The following is a 20,499-nucleotide window of genomic DNA, read 5'->3' as shown; positions in this document are numbered from 1 at the left end:
TGTCTCGCTCGACACCTTGGTTTGACAAACTTAGTCGCGACGGGTCCGTATAATGGCCGTACATCGCTTGGAGGGGGAAGGAAACATGGCGGACGGGATGTCCATCCGGACAGGATGGGTGGCAGAGTACCGGACGGCCGACGTGGAGCAAAGTCGTCAGTCTGTAGGGAGGCTCGTCTTGCTGGCTGGACTTGCTGTTCTGCTAGGGCGCGCGAACATCGAACATGCAGTCACTCCGTTTGGCCTCGCCTACGTCGCAGCACTCATGGAGATTCTAGGATCCCGCCGCAACTGGGTAGGTCTGCTGGTTGTGGTCGGTGCTTACTGGCAAGGCGGTGTTGGGACAGCCACAGTCATGGCGCTGTCTGTGGTGCTGTATCTGACGATTCGGAAAATGCTGTTTCGGAAGCACCGGCCTGACATCCACTGGGTGCCGTTCCTGGCGGGATTTGTGGACGTGGCTGCACGGCTTGCCGCTGTCGGGAGCGTCTGGACGCGTTACGATGTGATGATCGCGCTTGCTGAAGGAGCCCTGGTCACCATCCTGACAGTAATCTTCATCCAGTCGCTGCCGATGTTGACCGGCCGAATCACCTCGCGCGACCTCCGCCTGGATCAGTGGATGAGTCTGACAATCTTTGTAGGGTCCGTAATTGCGGGACTGTCAGGTCTTGAAGTACGTGGAGTCGTCATCAGTCAGGTGGCGGTTGACTGGAGCGTCTTGATGCTCGCTGTCGTCGGGGGACCGATGACAAGTGTGACCGGGAGTGTTGTGCTTGGCATCTTGTCGATGCTCAGTGGTTCTGTCTCGCTTGCTTCCGTTGCTGTGCTGTCCTTTGCTGGCCTATTGTCCGGTGTCGTTAAAGACGCGGGGCGGTGGCTCGTCAGTCTGGTCTTCGTGCTGTGTATGGGACTGCTCGGAGCATCGGCCCACCCCACTTGGCACGCTCTCTTTCTGTCTTGTATCGAGGCGGGCGTGGCATCACTCTTCTGCCTCCTCAGTACGAAGAAACTCCGGGCCTTCCTCGCTGAGTTTGTCCCTGGGACGGCAGAACATCGGTTATCCGAGCAGCAGCGCGTGCGACGGATCCGTTCACTCTTGTTTGAAAAGGTGCAGGAGATGGGTCAGGTCTTCGACGAACTGTCTGAGACCTTCGCGGAAGTCGGGGAAAGCCAGGTGGTTTCAGACCAACAGTTGCTCTCGGACATGGTTGGAGCGGCGATGCACAGCGTCTGTACGTCTTGCCCCATGCTCTCAAAGTGCTGGGAGCGAGAAGGTGTGGCAACGTACAACGCATTGGTGCACACGATTGCCAAACTCGAGCAGTCTCCGGGGCTGCAAACGCCGGCCACCCAAGACCTTCGCGAACGCTGTGTGCGCCTTGACTCGATGCTGAGCGTGCTCCGAAACAATCTAGAACTGACTGACCGCGACGCCAAGTGGATCACGAAACTACGGGAACAGCGGAGCCTCGTGACGGCGCAGTTGGCCGGTGTTGCAAACGTAATCCGCGGTATTGCCTCGGAAATTGAACAGGGCAACGAGTCATCTTGGTCCGGGGAAGACCAAATCCTCGACGCATTGGAACAAATGGGGTTGTATGTCGATCACGTCCACATTGTCAGTCTCGAGCCAGGCAAAGTCGAGGTGGAAGTCACGCAGCCGTCACAAGGGTCGTACGACAACTCCGTACGAGTCATCGCGCCGCTTTTGTCCGGCATCGTTGGGGAAAACATCACCGTTACACAGGTGTTTGGCGACGACGACCCAGGTCCGTGCACGAGTGTCTTTACGTCTGCCCGCATCTACGACGTGGAGACTGCAGCTGCAACGGTTGCCCGAGACGGGCGACTGGTCTCGGGGGACACTTATGCGTCGGTGGACCTGGACAATGGACGGTTTGCCGTTGCGGTGAGCGATGGCATGGGCAACGGCGAGCGTGCCCAAAAGGAGTCAAAAGCCGCACTGGAACTGCTGAAGAAGCTGCTTAAAGCGGGGTTTGACGAGCAACTGGCCATCAAGACCATCAACTCTACGCTACTCCTGCGCTCTCGCGAAGAGATGTTTACGACGCTGGACATGGCGCTCGTCGACCTGTTTAGCGCGCGGGCAGAGTTCCTCAAAATCGGCTCTGCTCCGAGTTTCCTATGCCGGAACGGGGAAGTGAGAAGCGTTGCAGGGGCCAATGTGCCAATCGGGATCTTGCAAGACATCGACGTCCAGACCATTCACGAGCAACTGCAGGACGGTGATTTGTTGGTGCTGATGTCGGATGGGGTGTTCGACGCACCGGCCGTGTACGACAAGGAGGAGTGGTTTGCCGAGCGGATTGCCGGTTTGTCCGAGTGCGACCCGCAGACCATCGCAGACACGCTGCTCGACGCGGCCGCCGCGATCAACCATGGCCAGATTGACGATGACATGACCGTAGTGGTGGCTCGGATTGCCCGTCACCAGCCGGAGTGGGCGGCAATTAAGCTGCCTGGTGTGACTGGACTGCGCAAACAGGAAAAGAAAAGGAGGGGCGCGTGACGTGACTGGAATGACCCCTAGAGAAGATGTCTATACTGGCTAGCAAACCAACTGGGGGTGTCTACATGGCGGACCATACGCCTTCCATTCGACAGATTCTCGTAATCACTGACGGTTTTTCAAATGTTGGGGAAGACCCGGTAGACGCTTCCGCGCGCGCTAAGCGGCGTGGCGTGACAGTCAATGTTGTCGGCGTGGTCGACGGCGGGGAAATGGGGCAAAAGGGCCAGGAGGAAGCGATGTCGATCGCGGATGCTGGCGGTGGCATGTGTCGCATTGTTCGTCCCGCTGAGCTGTCCGCGACCGCACAGATGCTGACGCATCAGACTATGCAGTTGACCTTGCAACAGGTTGTCAGCGAGCAACTGCAAGAAGTGATTGGAAAGGACACGATTGACCTCCCACCAGCCCAGCGTTCCAAAGTCATGCAGGTGGTCGACCGCCTTGAGGAGGCTGTTCGACTAGAACTCGTCGTCTGCGTCGACACGAGTGCCAGCATGAAGGACAAGATGGGCACGGTGCGGGAAGCGTTGCGTGACTTGAACTTGAGCTTGCAGGCCCGCGAAGGCGAGAGTGAAGTAGCTGTGATTGCGTTTCCAGGCAGTGGCGACGAAATCACTCGTGTGGTCTCAGAGTTTACGCCCAACCTGAACCTCGATGCGCTCTCCGGCATGCTGACCGCTCGCGGCGGAACCCCGACGGGACCCGCGATCGATGCCGCGATTTTGCGGTTTGACGTCAAACGGAGTCAAACTGCAGACGAAGAGGACGGGCCGCGCGGTTCAGATGCAACCGGAAGCTAACAGCCTAGGACAAAGGTGGGGGGCGGATGCTGGCACCTGGGACGCGCATCAACGGCAAGTGGAGCAAGCTCTCTCTAGATGTGGTCAAACTCCTTGGCGAAGGTGCAAACGGTGCTGTCTACCTCGTGCATACCTCACGAGGTCGCGCGGCGATGAAAGTGTGCGCTACAGCGGAAGACGCAGCAATGGAGTGGGGACTGCTCGAGCGAGCGGGCAAGCTGTGCCCGCATTTTCCCACTCCAATCGCGATCGATGACGGCATAGAGCCCGCTGGGCTCTATTTCTACGTGATGGAGTCAGTTCCTGGCCGGCCGTTGAAAGATGTCGTTCCGACGCTCGGCAGCGCGGACGCGCGGCTGGTTCTCAAGCTGACTCTTGAAGGCCTAGCGGCGCTCCACCGGACGGGCTACGCATTTTGTGATGTGAAGCCAGAGAACCTGCTAGTCGCGATTACGCCTCACCTTAATGTGCGGTTTGTCGATGTTGGCGGCGTCACCGCGTTCGGACGGTCCGTGCGCCAGTTTACGCCCATTTATGACCGCGGTTTCTGGGGATTCGGTAACCGACAGGCTGATGCTGCCTATGATGTCGCTGCCATCGCATTGGTGTGGTTGTTTACGAATGAGTCCCAGCCGCCGAATTTAGTGTTTCAGCAGAGTGTCTCGGAGCGTCAGGAGTGGTTGTTGAAGGTCGTGCGCAGACGCGGTGACAACGCGCTGTGCGCTTGGCTGGTCGAGGCCCTGACAGGGCAGATTCGCGACGCAGAGGACGCTTTAAGAAGGTTGGCGACTGTGCCCGTCGAGACTCGGCGAGTGCGCGCTAGCGCACTGCATAAACCGCGGGCTCACGCCGGAGCAAGCGGGTCTGTCTCGACTGCGGCTACCAGGCCTAGAGCGGGCGCTCGACGAAGCGCGGCCAAATCCGGGCGGGACTGGTCAGAGTGGCTGATGTGGTTGTCCCTTGGCACTGCGGCGGTCATGGCTGTGGCCGCGTGGGGGCAGTTGTTGTAAGTCGTGCCATAGTCGGTTGTTTTGGTAGAATAGTGGCAACCACTACGAGGAGGCTTCAGACGTTGCCACAGGCACAGAACGTGGTGACTGCAGTGAAACGGTTTGTAGCGCGTGAAGGCATAGGGGCGGATGGACAATCACTTCTAAGACAGCCGCTCTGCATCGCTGTGTCGGGCGGGGTCGACTCGATGGTGCTGTTGCACGTTCTGTGTTCCTTATACGGGGCAGAGCGCCAGTTGATTACCGTGCTGCACGTTCACCACCACGTGCGCCTAGAGGCTGACGATGACGCTCGATTGGTTGAATCGTTCTGTCACACGCTCGGCGTTTCCTCGGTGGTGTCGCACGTCGACAAAGACACCGTTCTCGCGAGTGACAGTAAGGGGCTCGAAGCGGACCTGCGGCAATTGCGCTACGCTGCCCTCGTTAAGGCGGCGCGGTCCGTCGGGGCATCCGCTGTGTGCCTTGCGCATCACGCGGACGACCAACTCGAAACTGTGTTGTGGCGGCTGCTTCGCGGCACCGGAGGCACCGGCGTGGGGGGGATGCGGGACCGGGGGACGAGACTTGGTCTCTTGTGGTTGCGCCCGATGTTGACTGTTGAAAAGACCGACATCTATGCTTATGCAAGCGAGTACAGCGTTCCGTACGCTGAAGACGCCAGCAATTCTTCGCTTCAGTTTACTCGAAATGTCCTGCGCCACACGGTTGTACCGGCACTAAAGCAGATTGAGCCGCGGGCAGCTGAGCACATTGCGACGTTTTCACGCATCGTGCAGGAAGAGGACGCCTGGCTCGACCAAGAGGCACACACCCTCCTCGCGTCCACGGCGCTTGTTCAAGTTGGACGCGCTCGCATCGACCTCACGTCCTTCGCGCGGGCAGCGCGTCCTTTACAACGTCGAATGATTCAAATACTATTATATTGCTTGGAATCCGGCCCAATTTCCTTTGCGCATGTGGAACAGATCCTGCACATCGCGACGGCGGAAACCCCTTCGAGTGAGTTCCTCCTTGATCCCACCCTGTTGGTTCGCCGGGAATACGAGTTCCTCTGGCTCGAGCGCCAAAGTGTGGCAGTGGGCGAGGGAGAAGCTCACTACGAAGAGACTTGGCAGCTTCTGAGCGGTGCTGTCAAAGAACTGGTTCGAACCCCCCCAGCCTGGAGTTGGCGGTTCACGTGTGAAACCTGGCACGAGCGTGGTGCCCAGGCGCGCGTTGCATTTGAAGCCTACATACCGCAGATTGGCCAATTGACCTTGAAAACTCCTTGTGCTGGCGACCGGATGTTGCTGGAAGGCGGCGGACACAAGAAACTTCAGGATGTGTTTGTCGATGCAAAGGTACCTAGGCGCTTGCGCGAGCAGTGGCCCGTCTTTTGGTTAGACACTGAAGTGCTGTGGGTACCGGGTGTACGTCGATCCGCAGCCCATCTGGTGCGAGACAGCGATAAGGATGGATACGTAATTCGCGCCTATCCTTTCATGGTTCGGGATGCGTCGGTCTCTGCGCCGCGCTGATTTCTCGGTGTACAAAGGGTACATCTACTGGGGAAAACGACGTATGCTAAGGTGAAGGTGAGTCACATCAGGAGGTTTACATGCATCCACATTTAGAACGCGTGTTAGTTACAGAGGAAGAAATTCGAAACCGCACCGCGCAGCTTGGCGCCGACATTGCCCGTGATTATGCGGACAAAAACCCACTGTTCATCGGGATCCTAAAAGGTGCCTGTATGTTTATCGCGGACTTGGTTCGGGCGGTAGAAATTCCGCTGGAAATCGACTTTATGGCGATTTCGAGCTACGGCGCGTCCTCCAAGTCGTCCGGAGTTGTCCGTATTATGAAGGACCTCGATCGTCCTCTGGAAGGACGTCACGTCGTGGTCGTCGAGGATATTGTCGACACCGGCTTAACATTGGCGTACCTGCGGGACGTACTGGTTCACAGACGCGCGGCGTCCGTCAAGATTGCTGCGATTTTTGACAAACCCGGCGGTCGCTCGGTCGACATCACACCGGACTACTGCGGCTTTACAGTACCGAATGAATTCATTGTCGGCTACGGGCTCGATCACGCTGAGCGCTATCGCAACCTTCCCTATGTGGGGGTTCTCAAACGCGAAGTCTATGAACATTGACATTGAATCTGCCTAAGCGCCTTGACGCGTTGTCTTTGCCCACTCTCAGTGTGGTACAATGACTCTGCTATGGACCGGGAGGAGGTAAGGCATGAACCGTTTTTACCGCAGCATCATTTTCTATGTGATCATCCTGCTGGCAATCGTCGGCGTGGTGAATTACATTACTGGCCAGGATCACACCCGGCAGTCCATCACTTACAGTCAATTTGTCAGTGATGTCAACCAAAAGCAGATTTCCGGACCGGTCACATTGACACCACAGGGGCTTACCGTTCAGATAGATGGGTCGCTGCAAGGTGGCAAGAAGTTTACAACGCTTGCCCTGGACGACGGAAGCTACAACATTCAAGGTTGGCTGACGTCTCACGGCGTGTCTATCGACGTCTTGCCACAACCAAAGACGTCCGTCTGGGTCAGCTTCCTGGAGTCGGTCATACCGTTCATCCTGTTGTTTGTGATGATGTTCTTCCTCTTTAATCAGGCGCAGGGCGGCGGGAGCCGGGTGATGAACTTCGGCAAGAGTCGAGCCAAACTCTACTCGGAAGAAAAGCGGCGGGTCACGTTCCGTGATGTCGCTGGTGCCGACGAAGAAAAGACCGAGCTTGAAGAGATTGTGGATTTTCTGAAAGACCCAAAGCGATTCTCGGTCCTCGGGGCGCGTATCCCCAAAGGTGTGCTCCTTGTCGGACCGCCTGGTACAGGTAAGACTCTGTTGGCTCGCGCAGTCGCTGGCGAAGCCGGCGTTCCCTTTTTTACCATCAGTGGTTCTGACTTTGTCGAGATGTTCGTGGGCGTCGGTGCTTCCCGCGTGCGCGACTTGTTTGAGACGGCGAAGAAAAATGCGCCGTGCATCATCTTCATCGACGAAATTGACGCCGTCGGTCGTCACCGCGGCGCAGGCCTTGGCGGTGGGCACGACGAACGCGAACAGACGCTGAACCAGTTGCTTGTCGAGATGGACGGGTTCTCGGGTAACGAGGGCATTATTATCATCGCTGCGACAAACCGACCGGATATCCTCGACCCGGCACTGTTGCGGCCTGGCCGAATTGACCGACAGATCATCGTCAATCGTCCGGATGTCAAAGGCCGCGAAGAGATTCTGCACGTGCACGCCAGAAACAAGCCGTTTGCTCCGGATGTGAAGTTCGATGTGGTGGCCAAACGCACACCAGGGTTCACCGGCGCCGACCTCGAGAATGTCTTGAACGAAGCGGCGTTAATCGCGGCGAGACGGCAGTCATCGCAAATTCATTGGGGCGAAATCGATGAAGCGATTGACCGTGTCATGGCGGGACCGGAGAAACGTAGTCGCGTTATCACGGACCACGAGCGAAAGCTCGTCGCGTTCCACGAATCTGGTCACGCAGTCATCGGCTTCTTTGTCCAAAACGCGGAGACCGTGCACAAAGTAACGATTGTCCCGCGCGGCATGGCCGGTGGGTACACTGTGACGCTGCCCAAAGAGGACCGCTACTTTATGACTCGGCAAGAAATGCTGGACCGCATCTGCGGCCTGCTCGGTGGCCGAGTGGCCGAGGAGATTGTCCTTGGCGAAATCAGCACCGGCGCGTCGAACGATCTCGAACGAGTTACTGAAATCGCGCGGCAGATGGTCACTCAGTACGGCATGAGCAAAAAGCTCGGTCCCATGCAGTTTGGCAGCCGGCAAGGTCAGGTCTTTCTTGGCAAAGACCTCTCGACGGAGCAGAACTACAGCGACCGTGTAGCGTATGAGATCGACGAAGAGATGAAGTCCATCATCGAATCGTGCCACGAGCGCACGCGTACTATCTTGACCGAGCAGCGTGCTAAGTTAGACGCGTTGGCTGCCGCTCTGCTTGAACGAGAGACAGTCGACGAGGATGAAATCCGGGGCATCTTGGGTGGTTCCCCAGAGGTGACCATCGGTACAGACGCTACCGGCTCATCGACGGAAACTGGGGACGAGGCGACGGGGTCGGGCGCAAGTGTTAACCACAGCGCAGACGACAGCGAACCGAACGACCTACCGCCGCCCACTACCGTCTAACACGGTGGTCGGAGTTTCAGAACATCTTCCGAAAGAACCCTCGAGTGCGACACTCGGGGGATTTTTACGATAACGGGCTTACTCCAGCAGCTGTGTGCTGATTTGATTACGGGGAGGTGGCGCTTTGGAACACGTGTTTGTCATGGATATAGGGAACTCAAACACTGTTCTTGGTGTATTTGAAGGCGAGACGATTTTGCAGCGCTGGCGTATCCACACGTCCCGCGAGCGCACTGTCGACGAACTCGGTGTGCTCATCAGGGCACTGTTCCAGGATGCAAAACTTGACCCGGGACGGTTGGCTGGTGTGACCGTCTGTTCCGTCGTACCTCCCGTTATGAACACCGTCGAGGAAATGTGTCGAAAATACCTCGGGCTGGAACCCGTTGTCGTTGGTCCTGGGATTAAGACGGGTCTCCCGGTCCTGACGGAGAACCCCCGGGAGGTCGGCGCTGACCGTATTGTCAACGCAGTCGCAGCAGTACAACTTTACGGAACTCCGGTTGTTATCGTAAACCTCGGTACGGCCACTACCGTGTGTGTAGTAGACGACCGTGGACAGTACATTGGAGGCGTGATTGCGCCTGGTCTGCGCATCGCCACAGACGCCTTGTACGAAAGAGCTGCGAAGCTGCCGCGAATTGAACTCTCTTGGCCGAAGTCCGTGATCGGCCGCAACACCGTTCACTCCATGCAGTCTGGTGTACTGTATGGGTTCGCTGGGCTTGTCGATGGGTTGGTTGGGCGAGTAGAAACTGAGCTTGCGCAAAAGTTTCGAGTTGTTGCGACTGGCGGGATGGCGGAGTTGATTGGCGAGGTGTCACACCGTATCGAAGTGGTGAATCCGGACCTGTCACTCGTCGGACTGCGTCTGCTGTGGGAAAAGAATCGCTTGGTGAAAGAGCCGCTAGGGAGGAGAAGTTTGCTTGAGCCAGATTCCTGATGAAATTGTGCGCGGGCTATCTCGCGAAGGCCGCGCCCGCATCTTGACTTGTACGACGACAGGACTCGTTAATGAACTTCAACGTCGACACCAGTCCTGGCCCGTCGCGACGGCGGCGCTCGGCCGAACAGCGTCAATCGCCGCAATGATGGGCGCCATGCTGAAGGGAAACGACCGCCTGACTCTGCAGATTCAAGGTGACGGGCCGCTCGGTTCCATCCTTGTTGATGCCGACGCACAGGGTCATGTGCGCGGGTATGTGAAGAACCCGCACGTACATCTGGCACCGAACGCCCAAGGAAAACTGAACGTCGGAGGCGGCGTGGGGGCGGGCATGCTCTACGTGATCAGGGACTACGGGTTAAAGGAACTGTACAGAGGAGCAGTTGAGCTGCAAACTGGCGAAATTGCCGACGACTTTACGTACTATTTCTCCGTCTCCGAGCAGACCCCGTCAGCGGTTGGAGCCGGCGTGCTGGTGGAGACGGACAACCGCGCGGTTGCGGCGGGTGGGTTTATCCTGCAACTTTTGCCAGGGCACACGGAGGAGGATATCGCCGCGGTTGAGCAACACCTGGCTAAGTTGAGCAGTGTCACGGATTTCCTGAAGACGGGGGCGACGGCAGCGGAACTGTTGTGGTACCTTGCTCCGGACGCTTATGGGCTGACCGCTTCATCGGTGGAATTTCGCTGCTCCTGCTCGCGGGAGCGGCTTGGGTCTGTTTTGGCAGGGCTTGGGGCAGCCGAGCTGGAGTCGATGATTGAGGAGCAGGGACAGGCGGAATTGGTGTGTCGCTTCTGCAATGAAGCGTATCAGTTTGACCGCGCGGACCTAGAGCAACTGCTTGCTGATGTGAAGGCGACGTCCATCGACGAGTGAGTGCAACGTGTCAACGGGGAGTCGCTAGTTCTGGGAGGTCAGACTGAATGGACAAGCACTTTCAACCTGGTCGGACAACACGCGTGATGGGCATCGTGAACGTCACGCCTGACTCGTTCTCAGATGGCGGTCTCGCCTACCAGGTTTCAGATGCAGTGGCTCGTGCGGTCCAGCTGATGGAAGATGGTGCAGACATCATCGACGTAGGCGGTGAGAGCACACGTCCTGGAGCGACAGAAGTCACGGCAGAGGAGGAGTGGGCCAGACTTCGCCCCGTCCTCCATGAACTCTGTCAGGTCTTGCATTTTCCTGTTTCAGTAGACACATATCGGGCTCAAACTGCCGCGCGGGCACTTGAGCTTGGCGCGATTGTGATCAACGATGTGTGGGGAGGCCTTGCTGACCCGGACATGTTCCGGGTGGTAGCGGAGGCGGGTTGTACATATGTATGGATGCACAACCGCAACGAACCGGCTGCAGACGCCTTTGCCGCCCTCATCGAGGAGACTCATCGAGGCGTAGAACTCGCATTGGCTGCCGGAGTCCGTGCGGACAGACTGTGGATTGACCCTGGTATCGGGTTCGGAAAAACACTGCAGGACAATTTGCTTGTGTTGCACAAAATGTCCGAGTACTGTGCACTGCCGTATCCGGTTTTGCTTGGCACAAGCCGGAAGCGAGTAATCGGAGAAACGCTTGGAGTAGATGTAGGTGAACGTCTGGAAGGGTCGCTCACCACTGTGGCGCTTGGTGTTTGGGCCGGGGTGCAGGCGGTTCGCGTCCACGACGTCAAGCAATCGCTGCGCACATGCCGAATGGCTGAAGCGATTCGCGACGCAAAGGGAGGTAGTTCGTCGTGACGTCTCTAAGGCACACGGCTTACATCGGGATTGGGTCAAACCTTGGGGACAGGCTGCAATACCTGCGGCGTGCAACAGACGCCTTTGACGCTGAGGTGCAGATTGTTCGCGCGGCCCCGATTTTTGAAACGGATCCCGTCGAACTACTCGATCAACCAGCATTTTTCAACACCGTGCTGGAGGTGCGGACAGATTTGCGTCCACTCGAGTTACTCGCCGCGCTGCACGAGATAGAACATGGGCTCGGCCGGGAACGTTTGATTCGATTTGGCCCACGCACGGTCGATCTGGACATTCTTTTATACGATGACGAATATGTATGCTTTCAGTCGCTGCAGATCCCGCATCCACGGATGTGGCGGCGAGCCTTCGTGCTAGTGCCTCTAGCTCATCTCGTGCCGAACCGTCGAGGCCCTGGTGGTCGTACGGTGGCAGACTTGGCGGCTGAATTCCACGGGAGGGGAGTTCGAGATGTTGGATGCCTTTGGTAGGCGGATTCGCGCATACCGGAAACTGAAGCGTTTAACCCAGGTGGAATTAGCTGAACAACTCGGTGTCAGTATCGCGATCGTAGGTACCCTAGAGCGCGGTACACGTGTGCCGTCTCGGCAAATGATCACGCACGTCGCCACTGTGCTTCAGGTGCCTGAAGCGGAACTACTCGGCGGACTCACTGTCGAAGAACTGGTCGAGGCGAGCCCGGGGGGATTTTGATGCAGAAGCCGTGAATCCGCCATCATTGTGTGCCGTGGAACGTTAGGGATTGCACTCAGATAGGGCGGGTGGGTACAATTTCATGCGTTGACAATGGGTAGGGTGCTCTCTATAATTGCGCGTATACGTGATCCCGACCGCATGCACCAGGCGGTTTTCTCTTGTTCATGGTCGCGCTTGCAGAGGGCGCCTCACCAAAAGGTTTGCAGGGACAACTGCTTACGTATACGACATTTAGGGTTCTGCACTGTCGAGCATGCGCTACACTCGTACGCTGAGCTTGTCTGCAGTTTTGTAAAGGAGAGACAGGAATGGCTGACAAAGAAGTATTGCTGACCCCTGAGGGCCTACAGAAGTTAGAGGATGAGCTCGAACACCTGAAAAGCGTGAAACGCCGCGAGGTGGCGGAACGCATCAAACTAGCCATTAGCTATGGAGATATCAGTGAAAACTCGGAATACGAGGATGCAAAGAACGAACAAGCCTTTATCGAAGGGCGCATCATGACGCTCGAGAAAATGCTACGCAACGCCCGTATTATTCAAGAAGACGATGTGCAGACGGATTCTGTGAGCATTGGGTCAACAGTGCTGTTGCGTGACCTTGAGTTCAACGAAGATGTCGAATACACCATTGTCGGTTCTGCGGAAGCGGACCCGGCGAGTAATAAGATCTCGAACGAATCCCCAGTGGGACGCGCCCTGCTCGGGCAGTCTGTCGGATCCACTGTGGACGTGGCAGTGCCGGCTGGGTCGCTGCAGTTTCAGATCTTGAACATCAAGCGATAAGTCCTCCCTCGCTGTGCATGCCGAGGTGACCTGGTAAACTTGGATGCACTGTGGAAATTTGGGCGAGCGGTCCCCCGCTCGCCTCTTATGATTGGAGCCTAGAGAATGGATGACGCTGGATTATTTGAGACGCGGTTGCACAAGTTGGACGAGTTTCGGGCGCGGAGCGTGGACCCTTTCGGGCACCGCTACGAAGTCACTCACCATGCGCAGGATATCCTCCAGTTCGGTGCGGAATTGGACAAGGAGGCCCTTGACGACGCGAGCCTTCGCGTACGCATAGCTGGCCGTTTGATGATCAAACGCGGTCACGGCAAGGCGAGCTTTGCCGTGCTGCAGGACAGGACAGGCAGTATTCAAATCTACGCGAAAGTCGATGTTCTCGGCGAAAGTGCCTATGAACTCTTCCAACTGCTGGACCTCGGTGATTTTATCGGTGTCGAGGGCACTGTGTTTCGGACCAACCGTGGTGAGATCACGGTACTCATCGAACAACTCGACGTGTTGTCGAAATCCCTTCGACCGCTGCCGGAAAAGTGGCACGGCCTGAAAGACGTCGAAACACGCTACCGTCAGCGTTACCTGGACCTCGTGGTTAACCCGGATGTCAGGCAGACGTTCATCCTTCGTACAAAAATCATCCAGGCGCTGCGCAATTTTCTCGACGACCGCGGGTTTCTGGAAGTTGAGACGCCCACTCTGCACTCGGTGGCTAGTGGCGCTCATGCTCGTCCGTTTTTGACGCATCACAATGCTCTGGACATGGACCTCAACCTCCGCATTGCGCTTGAGTTGCACTTGAAGCGCCTGATTGTGGGTGGGTTGGAGCGGGTTTACGAGATCGGCAGAGTTTATCGTAATGAGGGAATCAGCACAAAGCACAACCCGGAGTTCACAATGTTGGAGTTGTATCAGGCTTACGCCGACTTCCACGACATCATGGACCTCACAGAGGCCATGATTCGCCATGCGGCTCAAGCCGCGACGGGTACATTGCAACTGCCCTATGGTGAGGACACGATTGACCTCGAAAGTCCGTGGGCACGTCGACACATGGCAGACTTGGTCAAAGAAGAGACGGGTGTCGACTTCCGTGCGGTCATTTCCACGCAGGAGGCACACCGCCTTGCTCGGGAACACGGCGTCACGGTCCAGCCCAACATGCAGTTTGGGCACGTCCTGAATGAGTTCTTCGAGCAAAAGGTTGAGCACACACTGCTGCAACCGACATTCGTGTACGGTCACCCGGTTGAAGTGTCGCCGCTTGCGAAAAAGAATGCAGACGACCCGCGCTTCACCGATCGGTTTGAGTTGTTTATCGTCGGACGTGAACACGGCAATGCATTTAGCGAGTTGAACGATCCACTCGACCAACGCGAGCGCTTTCAGCAACAGGTGGCAGAAAAAGCGGCCGGCAACGACGAAGCACAGGAACTGGATGAGGACTTCTTGCTGGCGATGGAACACGGCATGCCGCCGACTGGTGGGCTAGGCATCGGCGTTGACCGGCTCGTGATGTTGCTCACGAACCAGTCCTCGATTCGGGACGTGCTGTTGTTCCCGCTGATGCGCGAGCGCGTAGTGGACGAGGACTAAAGTACGGACAAAGACGGAGTGGAGAGGCCGGCAAAAGCTACCGGCCTCTGTTTTATGAGAGATGGAGTTGGGAATGGTGTTGGGAATGGTGTGCCCCGCAGACCGTTCCAGGAGAACTGTGACGCGACGTGGATGGCCACTCCGGGAGAATTGAGACACCGAAGTGTATGACCGCTCCGGGAGAATTGAGACGCGAAGTCCATGGCCCGCTACGGGCTCCTGCCACCCTGTACTCGGCTAGGCGTATATTGGGAACCCCGCTGCGAATTCACCCGCCAAAACATTCCAGAATAATTTAGGTTGATCTCGGCCTAGACGCGTGGTATATTAGTCGATGTCGCCGCGAGGCGGTGCCGCTGAGAAAGACCCCACAAACCGCGTCACATCAAGGTTTCTCGGGTTTTTCAGTTGGCTGTCAGACGAGGTTTCCACTCGGTTTTAGGGTTCGTCTTGAACCGACGCAGAAACTCTTGCGAGATAGTGAGCGACCAGAAACATCCACTAGACAGGGCCGACGAGGCGTGGTAAGATACTCGTCGCCGCTTCAAACGGGTGCTTCGGTCAAGCGGTGAATACGAGCATGACAATGGTTCCTTGAAAACTAAACACGCAAGAGAGCGACAGTGTATCGCAAGCAGAATTGGCTTTGGCTTCGGCTGGAGTTAAGGAAGCATAAATGAGCAGCAAACTTATTTGAGAGTTTGATCCTGGCTCAGGACGAACGCTGGCGGCGTGCCTAATACATGCAAGTCGAGCGGACCCTTCGGGGTCAGCGGCGGACGGGTGAGTAACACGTGGGTAATCTGCCCAACTGACCGGAATAACGCCTGGAAACGGGTGCTAATGCCGGATAGGCAACGAGGAGGCATCTCCTTGTTGGGAAAGGTGCAACTGCACCGCAGATGGAGGAGCCCGCGGCGCATTAGCTAGTTGGTGGGGTAACGGCCTACCAAGGCGACGATGCGTAGCCGACCTGAGAGGGTGGACGGCCACACTGGGACTGAGACACGGCCCAGACTCCTACGGGAGGCAGCAGTAGGGAATCTTCCGCAATGGGCGCAAGCCTGACGGAGCAACGCCGCGTGAGCGAAGAAGGCCTTCGGGTTGTAAAGCTCAGTCACTCGGGAAGAGCGGACGAAGGAGTGGAAAGCCTTCGTCGAGACGGTACCGAGAGAGGAAGCCCCGGCTAACTACGTGCCAGCAGCCGCGGTAATACGTAGGGGGCAAGCGTTGTCCGGAATCACTGGGCGTAAAGCGTGCGTAGGCGGTCGCGTGTGTCTGGGGTGAAAGTCCAGGGCTCAACTCTGGGATTGCCTTGGAAACTGCGTGACTTGAGTACTGGAGAGGCAAGGGGAATTCCGCGTGTAGCGGTGGAATGCGTAGATATGCGGAGGAATACCAGTGGCGAAGGCGCCTTGCTGGACAGTGACTGACGCTGAGGCACGAAAGCGTGGGGAGCAAACAGGATTAGATACCCTGGTAGTCCACGCCGTAAACGATGAGTGCTAGGTGTTGGGGGGTACCACCCTCAGTGCCGAAGGAAACCCAATAAGCACTCCGCCTGGGGAGTACGGTCGCAAGACTGAAACTCAAAGGAATTGACGGGGGCCCGCACAAGCAGTGGAGCATGTGGTTTAATTCGAAGCAACGCGAAGAACCTTACCAGGGCTTGACATCCCCCTGACCGTCACAGAGATGTGGCTTCCCTTCGGGGCAGGGGAGACAGGTGGTGCATGGTTGTCGTCAGCTCGTGTCGTGAGATGTTGGGTTAAGTCCCGCAACGAGCGCAACCCTTGAGCTGTGTTACCAGCGCGTAAAGGCGGGGACTCACAGGTGACTGCCGGCGTAAGTCGGAGGAAGGCGGGGATGACGTCAAATCATCATGCCCTTTATGTCCTGGGCTACACACGTGCTACAATGGGCGGAACAACGGGAAGCGAGACCGCGAGGTGGAGCAAAACCCTGAAAACCGTTCGTAGTTCGGATTGCAGGCTGCAACCCGCCTGCATGAAGCCGGAATTGCTAGTAATCGCGGATCAGCATGCCGCGGTGAATCCGTTCCCGGGCCTTGTACACACCGCCCGTCACACCACGAGAGTCGGCAACACCCGAAGTCGGTGGGGTAACCCGTAAGGGGGCCAGCCGCCGAAGGTGGGGTTGATGATTGGGGTGAAGTCGTAACAAGGTAGCCGTATCGGAAGGTGCGGCTGGATCACCTCCTTTCTATGGAGTAAGAGGCACTGTCGCTCGGTGTCGGCAACGACTTGCGTGTTTAGTTTTGAGGGAGCCATAACCCGCCCGGGTTTGTCCTGGTGCGGCGAATTGGTGACTTCAACTCGGTATTCGTGTGCTTGCACACGGTGCTGAACTGTACCTTGGAAACTGGATAACGACTCCTATGTAAGAAACGTCAACCGACATGATCACAGTGGGTAACTGTGTTCGAGTGACGTGGCGGGAAACTGCTGCGTTACAACAGGTGAAGTTAGGAAGGGCGCACGGAGGATGCCTAGGCGCCAGGAGCCGACGAAGGACGGGGCGAACACCGAAATGCCACGGGGAGCTGTAAGCGAGCTTTGATCCGTGGATGTCCGAATGGGGGAACCCAGCAGCCGTCATGGGCTGTTACTGCACACTGAATCCATAGGTGTGTGGAGGCAACCGAGGGAACTGAAACATCTAAGTACCTCGAGGAAGAGAAAACAAGAGTGATTCCGCAAGTAGTGGCGAGCGAACGCGGAAGAGCCTAAACCAGTGCTGTGTAAGGTTGCAGCCGTTGCAGGACTGGGGTAGTGGGGCTAGTGCGGAGGGTGCTGCAAACTCCTCGCGAAGTCAAAAACTGCATTTGTAGCCAAACGGCATGGGAAGGCCGGCCAGAGACGGTGAGAGCCCGGTAGGCGAAACGAATGCAACTTCGTGGCACAAGTACCCAAGTACCGCGGGACACGAGAAACCCCGTGGGAATCTGGGAGGACCACCTCCTAAGGCTAAATACTCCCTGGCGACCGATAGCGGATAGTACCGTGAGGGAAAGGTGAAAAGAACCGCGGGAGCGGAGTGAAATAGAACCTGAAACCGTGTGCCTACAAGCAGTCGAAGCATGCATGACATGTGACGGCGTGCCTTTTGTAGAATGAACCGGCGAGTGATGACAGCGAGCGAGGTTAAGGCGGGAAAGCCGGAGCCGCAGCGAAAGCGAGTCTGAAGAGGGCGAGTAGTTCGTTGTCATCGACCCGAAACCGGGTGAGCTACCCCTGGTCAGGGTGAAGTGCGGGTAACACCGCATGGAGGCCCGAACCCACCGGCGTTGAAAAGCCGGGGGATGAACTGGGGGTAGGGGAGAAATTCCAATCGAACTCGGAGATAGCTGGTTCTCCCCGAAATCGCTTTAGGGCGAGCGTCAAGGGATGAGGGACGGAGGTAGAGCACTGATTGGATGCGGGGCCCTACCAGGGTTACCAAGTCCAGTCAAACTCCGAATGCCGTCTTGTTGCACCTTGGCAGTTAGACTACGAGTGCTAAGATCCGTGGTCAAAAGGGAAACAGCCCAGACCAACAGCTAAGGTCCCAAAGCCTGGTTAAGTGGAAAACGATGTGGCGGTGCACAGACAACCAGGATGTTGGCTTAGAAGCAGCCACCATTCAAAGAGTGCGTAATAGCTCACTGGTCGAGTGCTGCTGCGCGGAAAATGTAACGGGGCTAAACCAGGCACCGAAGCTTTGGATGTACCGAATGGTACGTGGTAGGGGAGCGTTCCATGGGCGGAGAAGCTGGACTGGAAGGTCTGGTGGAGCGCATGGAAGTGAGAATGCCGGTATGAGTAGCGAAAAGACAAGTGAGAATCTTGTCCGCCGAAAGCCCAAGGGTTCCTGGGGAAGGATCGTCCGCCCAGGGTAAGTCGGGACCTAAGGCGAGGCCGAGAGGCGTAGTCGAAGGACAACGGGTGGAAATTCCCGTACCACCGAAACACGTTTGAGCGACGGGGTGACGCAGGAGGAGCAGGGAAGCGCCCGGATGGAAGAGGGCGTCCAAGCAGCGAGCGTAGAGGATAGGCAAATCCGTCCTCTGAGAAGCGTGAGCTGTGATGGGGAGGGAAGTACAGTACCGAAGTCCCGCACTTCACACTGCCAAGAAAAGCCTCTAGCGAGTGCTAGGTGCCCGTACCGGAAACCGACACAGGTGGGCGCGTGGAGAACACGGAGGCGCGCGGGAGAACTCTCGTTAAGGAACTCGGCAAAATGGCCCCGTAACTTCGGGAGAAGGGGCGCTCGAAAGAGCCGCAGTGAAAAGGCCCAAGCGACTGTTTAGCAAAAACACAGGTCTCTGCAAAGCCGAAAGGCGAAGTATAGGGGCTGACGCCTGCCCGGTGCTGGAAGGTTAAGAGGAGGGGTTAGGGGCAACCCGAAGCTCTGAATTGAAGCCCCAGTAAACGGCGGCCGTAACTATAACGGTCCTAAGGTAGCGAAATTCCTTGTCAGGTAAGTTCTGACCCGCACGAATGGCGTAACGACTTGGGCGCTGTCTCAACGAGAGACCCGGTGAAATTGTAATACCTGTGAAGATGCAGGTTACCCGCGGCTAGACGGAAAGACCCCGTGGAGCTTGACTGTAGCTTGATATGGGAGATGGGTATGTCATGTACAGGATAGGTGGGAGACTGAGAAGCATGGGCGCCAGCCTGTGTGGAGTCGACGTTGGGATACCACCCTTGACATGCCTGTCTTCTAACCTGGCCCCATGAAACTGGGGTAGGGACAGTGTCAGGTGGGCAGTTTGACTGGGGCGGTCGCCTCCTAAAGAGTAACGGAGGCGCCCAAAGGTTCCCTCAGCGCGGATGGAAATCGCGCGGTGCGTGTAAAGGCAAAAGGGAGCTTGACTGCGAGACGGACAGGTCGAGCAGGGACGAAAGTCGGGCTTAGTGACCCGGCGGTGCCGAGTGGAAGGGCCGTCGCTCAACGGATAAAAGCTACCCCGGGGATAACAGGCTGATCTCCCCCAAGAGTTCACATCGACGGGGAGGTTTGGCACCTCGATGTCGGCTCATCGCATCCTGGGGCTGAAGTCGGTCCCAAGGGTTGGGCTGTTCGCCCATTAAAGCGGTACGCGAGCTGGGTTCAGAACGTCGTGAGACAGTTCGGTCCCTATCTGCCGCGGGCGCAGGATACGTGAGAGGAATTGTCCTTAGTACGAGAGGACCGGGATGAACCGACCGCTGGTGTCCCAGTTGTGCCGCCAGGCGCAGCGCTGGGTAGCTACGTCGGGAATGGATAAGCGCTGAAAGCATCTAAGCGCGAAGCCAGCCTCAAGATAACGTATCCCATCCGGTTAACGGAGTAAGACCCCTCATAGATGATGAGGTAGATCGGTCCGGAGTGGAAGCACAGTGATGTGTGGAGCGGACGGATACGAATCGGTCGAGGGCTTCACCAGATTCGTTGGTTGACGAGTACGAGCATAGGGCAGAGTCGTTATCTGGTTTCTGGGGTACAGGGAACGGTGTGGCACAGCCGACCGTTTGATGTACCTGATGTCTGGTGGTAATGGCGGAGGGGACACACGCGTACCCATCCCGAACACGACCGTTAAGACCTCCAGCGCCGATGATACTTGGGGTGCAGACCCCTGGGAAAGTAGGACGCCGCCAGGCGAGAGAAGTGGGAAGGCCCAGCACCGAGTGTGCTGGGCCTTTTCGTATGCGTGGGTACGGGGAAACAAGGAGAGATAAGGGACAGGAACAGGGACAAGAAGAGATAAGGGCAAGTTCCGAGGGGACGGGTAAAGATAAGGGACAAGTTCAAATGGTATGCCGCGCCGCGGCATACTCCAATGGAGTCCTAGACTTCGGGGTGGAGGTCCGGTTGCGTAAGTGGAGGGTCAGCGGCGTAAGTGTACAAAACGTCCACATAGCGGATACCCCAATGGGGGTATATGCGCCCCAACGTCGGTGATTCCGGTGCTGGGGTGCGTACAGATGGTGAGTTTCACAACGAAGCGGAGAGTGGAAGGCCGCATGGCGTGGTGTCCACAGTGTGATAGCGTACATTTTGCTCCTTACACCGGGGGAAGCGACAGAGAGAAACGTCGATTTCGTATACATAGCACTGCGGATACCCAGGAAGGGGTATCTACTGAGGCGTTGGGTGATCAAATTGCGCGCTATACGGCAAAATCGGCCCTCAGACGGGCATATAGCGAA

At 57.1% G+C, this 20,499-nt stretch carries 13 protein-coding genes and 3 rRNA genes; all 16 read left to right on the top strand.

The window, feature by feature from the left end:
* Nucleotides 1-85 precede the first annotated feature (85 nt).
* Complete coding sequence (spoIIE, locus tag JC200_RS10205) at nucleotides 86-2,533, top strand: stage II sporulation protein E (protein ID WP_274436147.1); 2,448 nt, start codon at nucleotides 86-88, stop codon at nucleotides 2,531-2,533.
* Between the two features lie 65 nt (nucleotides 2,534-2,598).
* Nucleotides 2,599-3,336, top strand: a complete 738-nt coding sequence (locus JC200_RS10200; protein ID WP_274436146.1) for a vWA domain-containing protein — start codon at nucleotides 2,599-2,601, stop codon at nucleotides 3,334-3,336.
* 26 nt (nucleotides 3,337-3,362) lie between these two features.
* Complete coding sequence (locus tag JC200_RS10195; RefSeq protein WP_274436145.1) at nucleotides 3,363-4,346, top strand: protein kinase domain-containing protein; 984 nt, start codon at nucleotides 3,363-3,365, stop codon at nucleotides 4,344-4,346.
* A 62-nt stretch (nucleotides 4,347-4,408) separates the two neighbouring features.
* Nucleotides 4,409-5,866 (top strand): tRNA lysidine(34) synthetase TilS, encoded by a 1,458-nt coding sequence (gene tilS, locus JC200_RS10190; protein WP_274436144.1) that lies wholly within the window; start codon nucleotides 4,409-4,411, stop codon nucleotides 5,864-5,866.
* A gap of 80 nt (nucleotides 5,867-5,946) precedes the next feature.
* Nucleotides 5,947-6,486 (top strand): hypoxanthine phosphoribosyltransferase, encoded by a 540-nt coding sequence (gene hpt, locus JC200_RS10185; protein ID WP_274436143.1) that lies wholly within the window; start codon nucleotides 5,947-5,949, stop codon nucleotides 6,484-6,486.
* 91 nt (nucleotides 6,487-6,577) lie between these two features.
* Nucleotides 6,578-8,521, top strand: coding sequence for an ATP-dependent zinc metalloprotease FtsH (gene ftsH / locus JC200_RS10180; protein ID WP_274436142.1), 1,944 nt, complete (start codon nucleotides 6,578-6,580; stop codon nucleotides 8,519-8,521).
* A 142-nt stretch (nucleotides 8,522-8,663) separates the two neighbouring features.
* On the top strand, nucleotides 8,664-9,464 hold the full coding sequence (locus JC200_RS10175; RefSeq protein ID WP_274436518.1) for a type III pantothenate kinase: 801 nt from the start codon (nucleotides 8,664-8,666) through the stop codon (nucleotides 9,462-9,464).
* On the top strand, nucleotides 9,448-10,344 hold the full coding sequence (gene hslO, locus JC200_RS10170) for an Hsp33 family molecular chaperone HslO (RefSeq protein WP_274436141.1): 897 nt from the start codon (nucleotides 9,448-9,450) through the stop codon (nucleotides 10,342-10,344). The genes JC200_RS10175 and hslO overlap by 17 nt, the downstream gene beginning before the upstream one ends.
* A 47-nt stretch (nucleotides 10,345-10,391) precedes the next feature.
* Nucleotides 10,392-11,204: a dihydropteroate synthase gene (folP, locus tag JC200_RS10165; RefSeq protein WP_274436140.1), complete on the top strand. Its 813-nt coding sequence runs from the start codon at nucleotides 10,392-10,394 to the stop codon at nucleotides 11,202-11,204.
* Nucleotides 11,201-11,695: a 2-amino-4-hydroxy-6-hydroxymethyldihydropteridine diphosphokinase gene (folK, locus tag JC200_RS10160; protein ID WP_274436139.1), complete on the top strand. Its 495-nt coding sequence runs from the start codon at nucleotides 11,201-11,203 to the stop codon at nucleotides 11,693-11,695. Before folP ends, folK begins: the two co-directional genes overlap by 4 nt.
* Entirely contained in the window at nucleotides 11,676-11,918 is a 243-nt protein-coding gene (locus JC200_RS10155; RefSeq protein WP_274436138.1) for a helix-turn-helix domain-containing protein, read from the top strand. Before folK ends, JC200_RS10155 begins: the two co-directional genes overlap by 20 nt.
* Nucleotides 11,919-12,229: 311 nt before the next feature.
* Entirely contained in the window at nucleotides 12,230-12,706 is a 477-nt protein-coding gene (gene greA, locus JC200_RS10150) for a transcription elongation factor GreA (protein WP_274436137.1), read from the top strand.
* A gap of 105 nt (nucleotides 12,707-12,811) precedes the next feature.
* Entirely contained in the window at nucleotides 12,812-14,302 is a 1,491-nt protein-coding gene (gene lysS, locus JC200_RS10145) for a lysine--tRNA ligase (protein WP_274436136.1), read from the top strand.
* A gap of 689 nt (nucleotides 14,303-14,991) precedes the next feature.
* Nucleotides 14,992-16,525, top strand: a 16S ribosomal RNA gene (locus JC200_RS10140).
* 255 nt (nucleotides 16,526-16,780) lie between these two features.
* Nucleotides 16,781-19,733, top strand: a 23S ribosomal RNA gene (locus JC200_RS10135).
* A 100-nt stretch (nucleotides 19,734-19,833) separates the two neighbouring features.
* Nucleotides 19,834-19,950: ribosomal RNA gene (gene rrf / locus JC200_RS10130) — 5S ribosomal RNA — on the top strand.
* Together the 16S, 23S and 5S rRNA genes form the textbook arrangement of a ribosomal RNA operon.
* Nucleotides 19,951-20,499: the final 549 nt, after the last annotated feature.

The sequence above is a fragment of the Alicyclobacillus sp. ALC3 genome (genome assembly GCF_028751195.1).
In the GTDB taxonomy this organism is placed as follows: domain Bacteria; phylum Bacillota; class Bacilli; order Alicyclobacillales; family Alicyclobacillaceae; genus Alicyclobacillus_L.
Note: the sequence above shows the minus strand (reverse complement) of the source record. Positions and strands in the feature narration are given on the sequence as shown.

Excerpts from the sequence above, each read along its gene's own strand:
- spoIIE (WP_274436147.1), top strand. The coding sequence starts at position 86 with ATGGCGGACGGGATGTCCATCCGGACAGGATGGGTGGCAGAGTACCGG.
- JC200_RS10200 (WP_274436146.1), top strand. The coding sequence starts at position 2,599 with ATGGCGGACCATACGCCTTCCATTCGACAGATTCTCGTAATCACTGAC.
- JC200_RS10195 (WP_274436145.1), top strand. The coding sequence starts at position 3,363 with ATGCTGGCACCTGGGACGCGCATCAACGGCAAGTGGAGCAAGCTCTCT.
- hpt (WP_274436143.1), top strand. The coding sequence starts at position 5,947 with ATGCATCCACATTTAGAACGCGTGTTAGTTACAGAGGAAGAAATTCGA.
- ftsH (WP_274436142.1), top strand. The coding sequence starts at position 6,578 with ATGAACCGTTTTTACCGCAGCATCATTTTCTATGTGATCATCCTGCTG.
- JC200_RS10175 (WP_274436518.1), top strand. The coding sequence starts at position 8,664 with ATGGATATAGGGAACTCAAACACTGTTCTTGGTGTATTTGAAGGCGAG.
- folP (WP_274436140.1), top strand. The coding sequence starts at position 10,392 with ATGGACAAGCACTTTCAACCTGGTCGGACAACACGCGTGATGGGCATC.
- JC200_RS10155 (WP_274436138.1), top strand. The coding sequence starts at position 11,676 with ATGTTGGATGCCTTTGGTAGGCGGATTCGCGCATACCGGAAACTGAAG.
- greA (WP_274436137.1), top strand. The coding sequence starts at position 12,230 with ATGGCTGACAAAGAAGTATTGCTGACCCCTGAGGGCCTACAGAAGTTA.
- lysS (WP_274436136.1), top strand. The coding sequence starts at position 12,812 with ATGGATGACGCTGGATTATTTGAGACGCGGTTGCACAAGTTGGACGAG.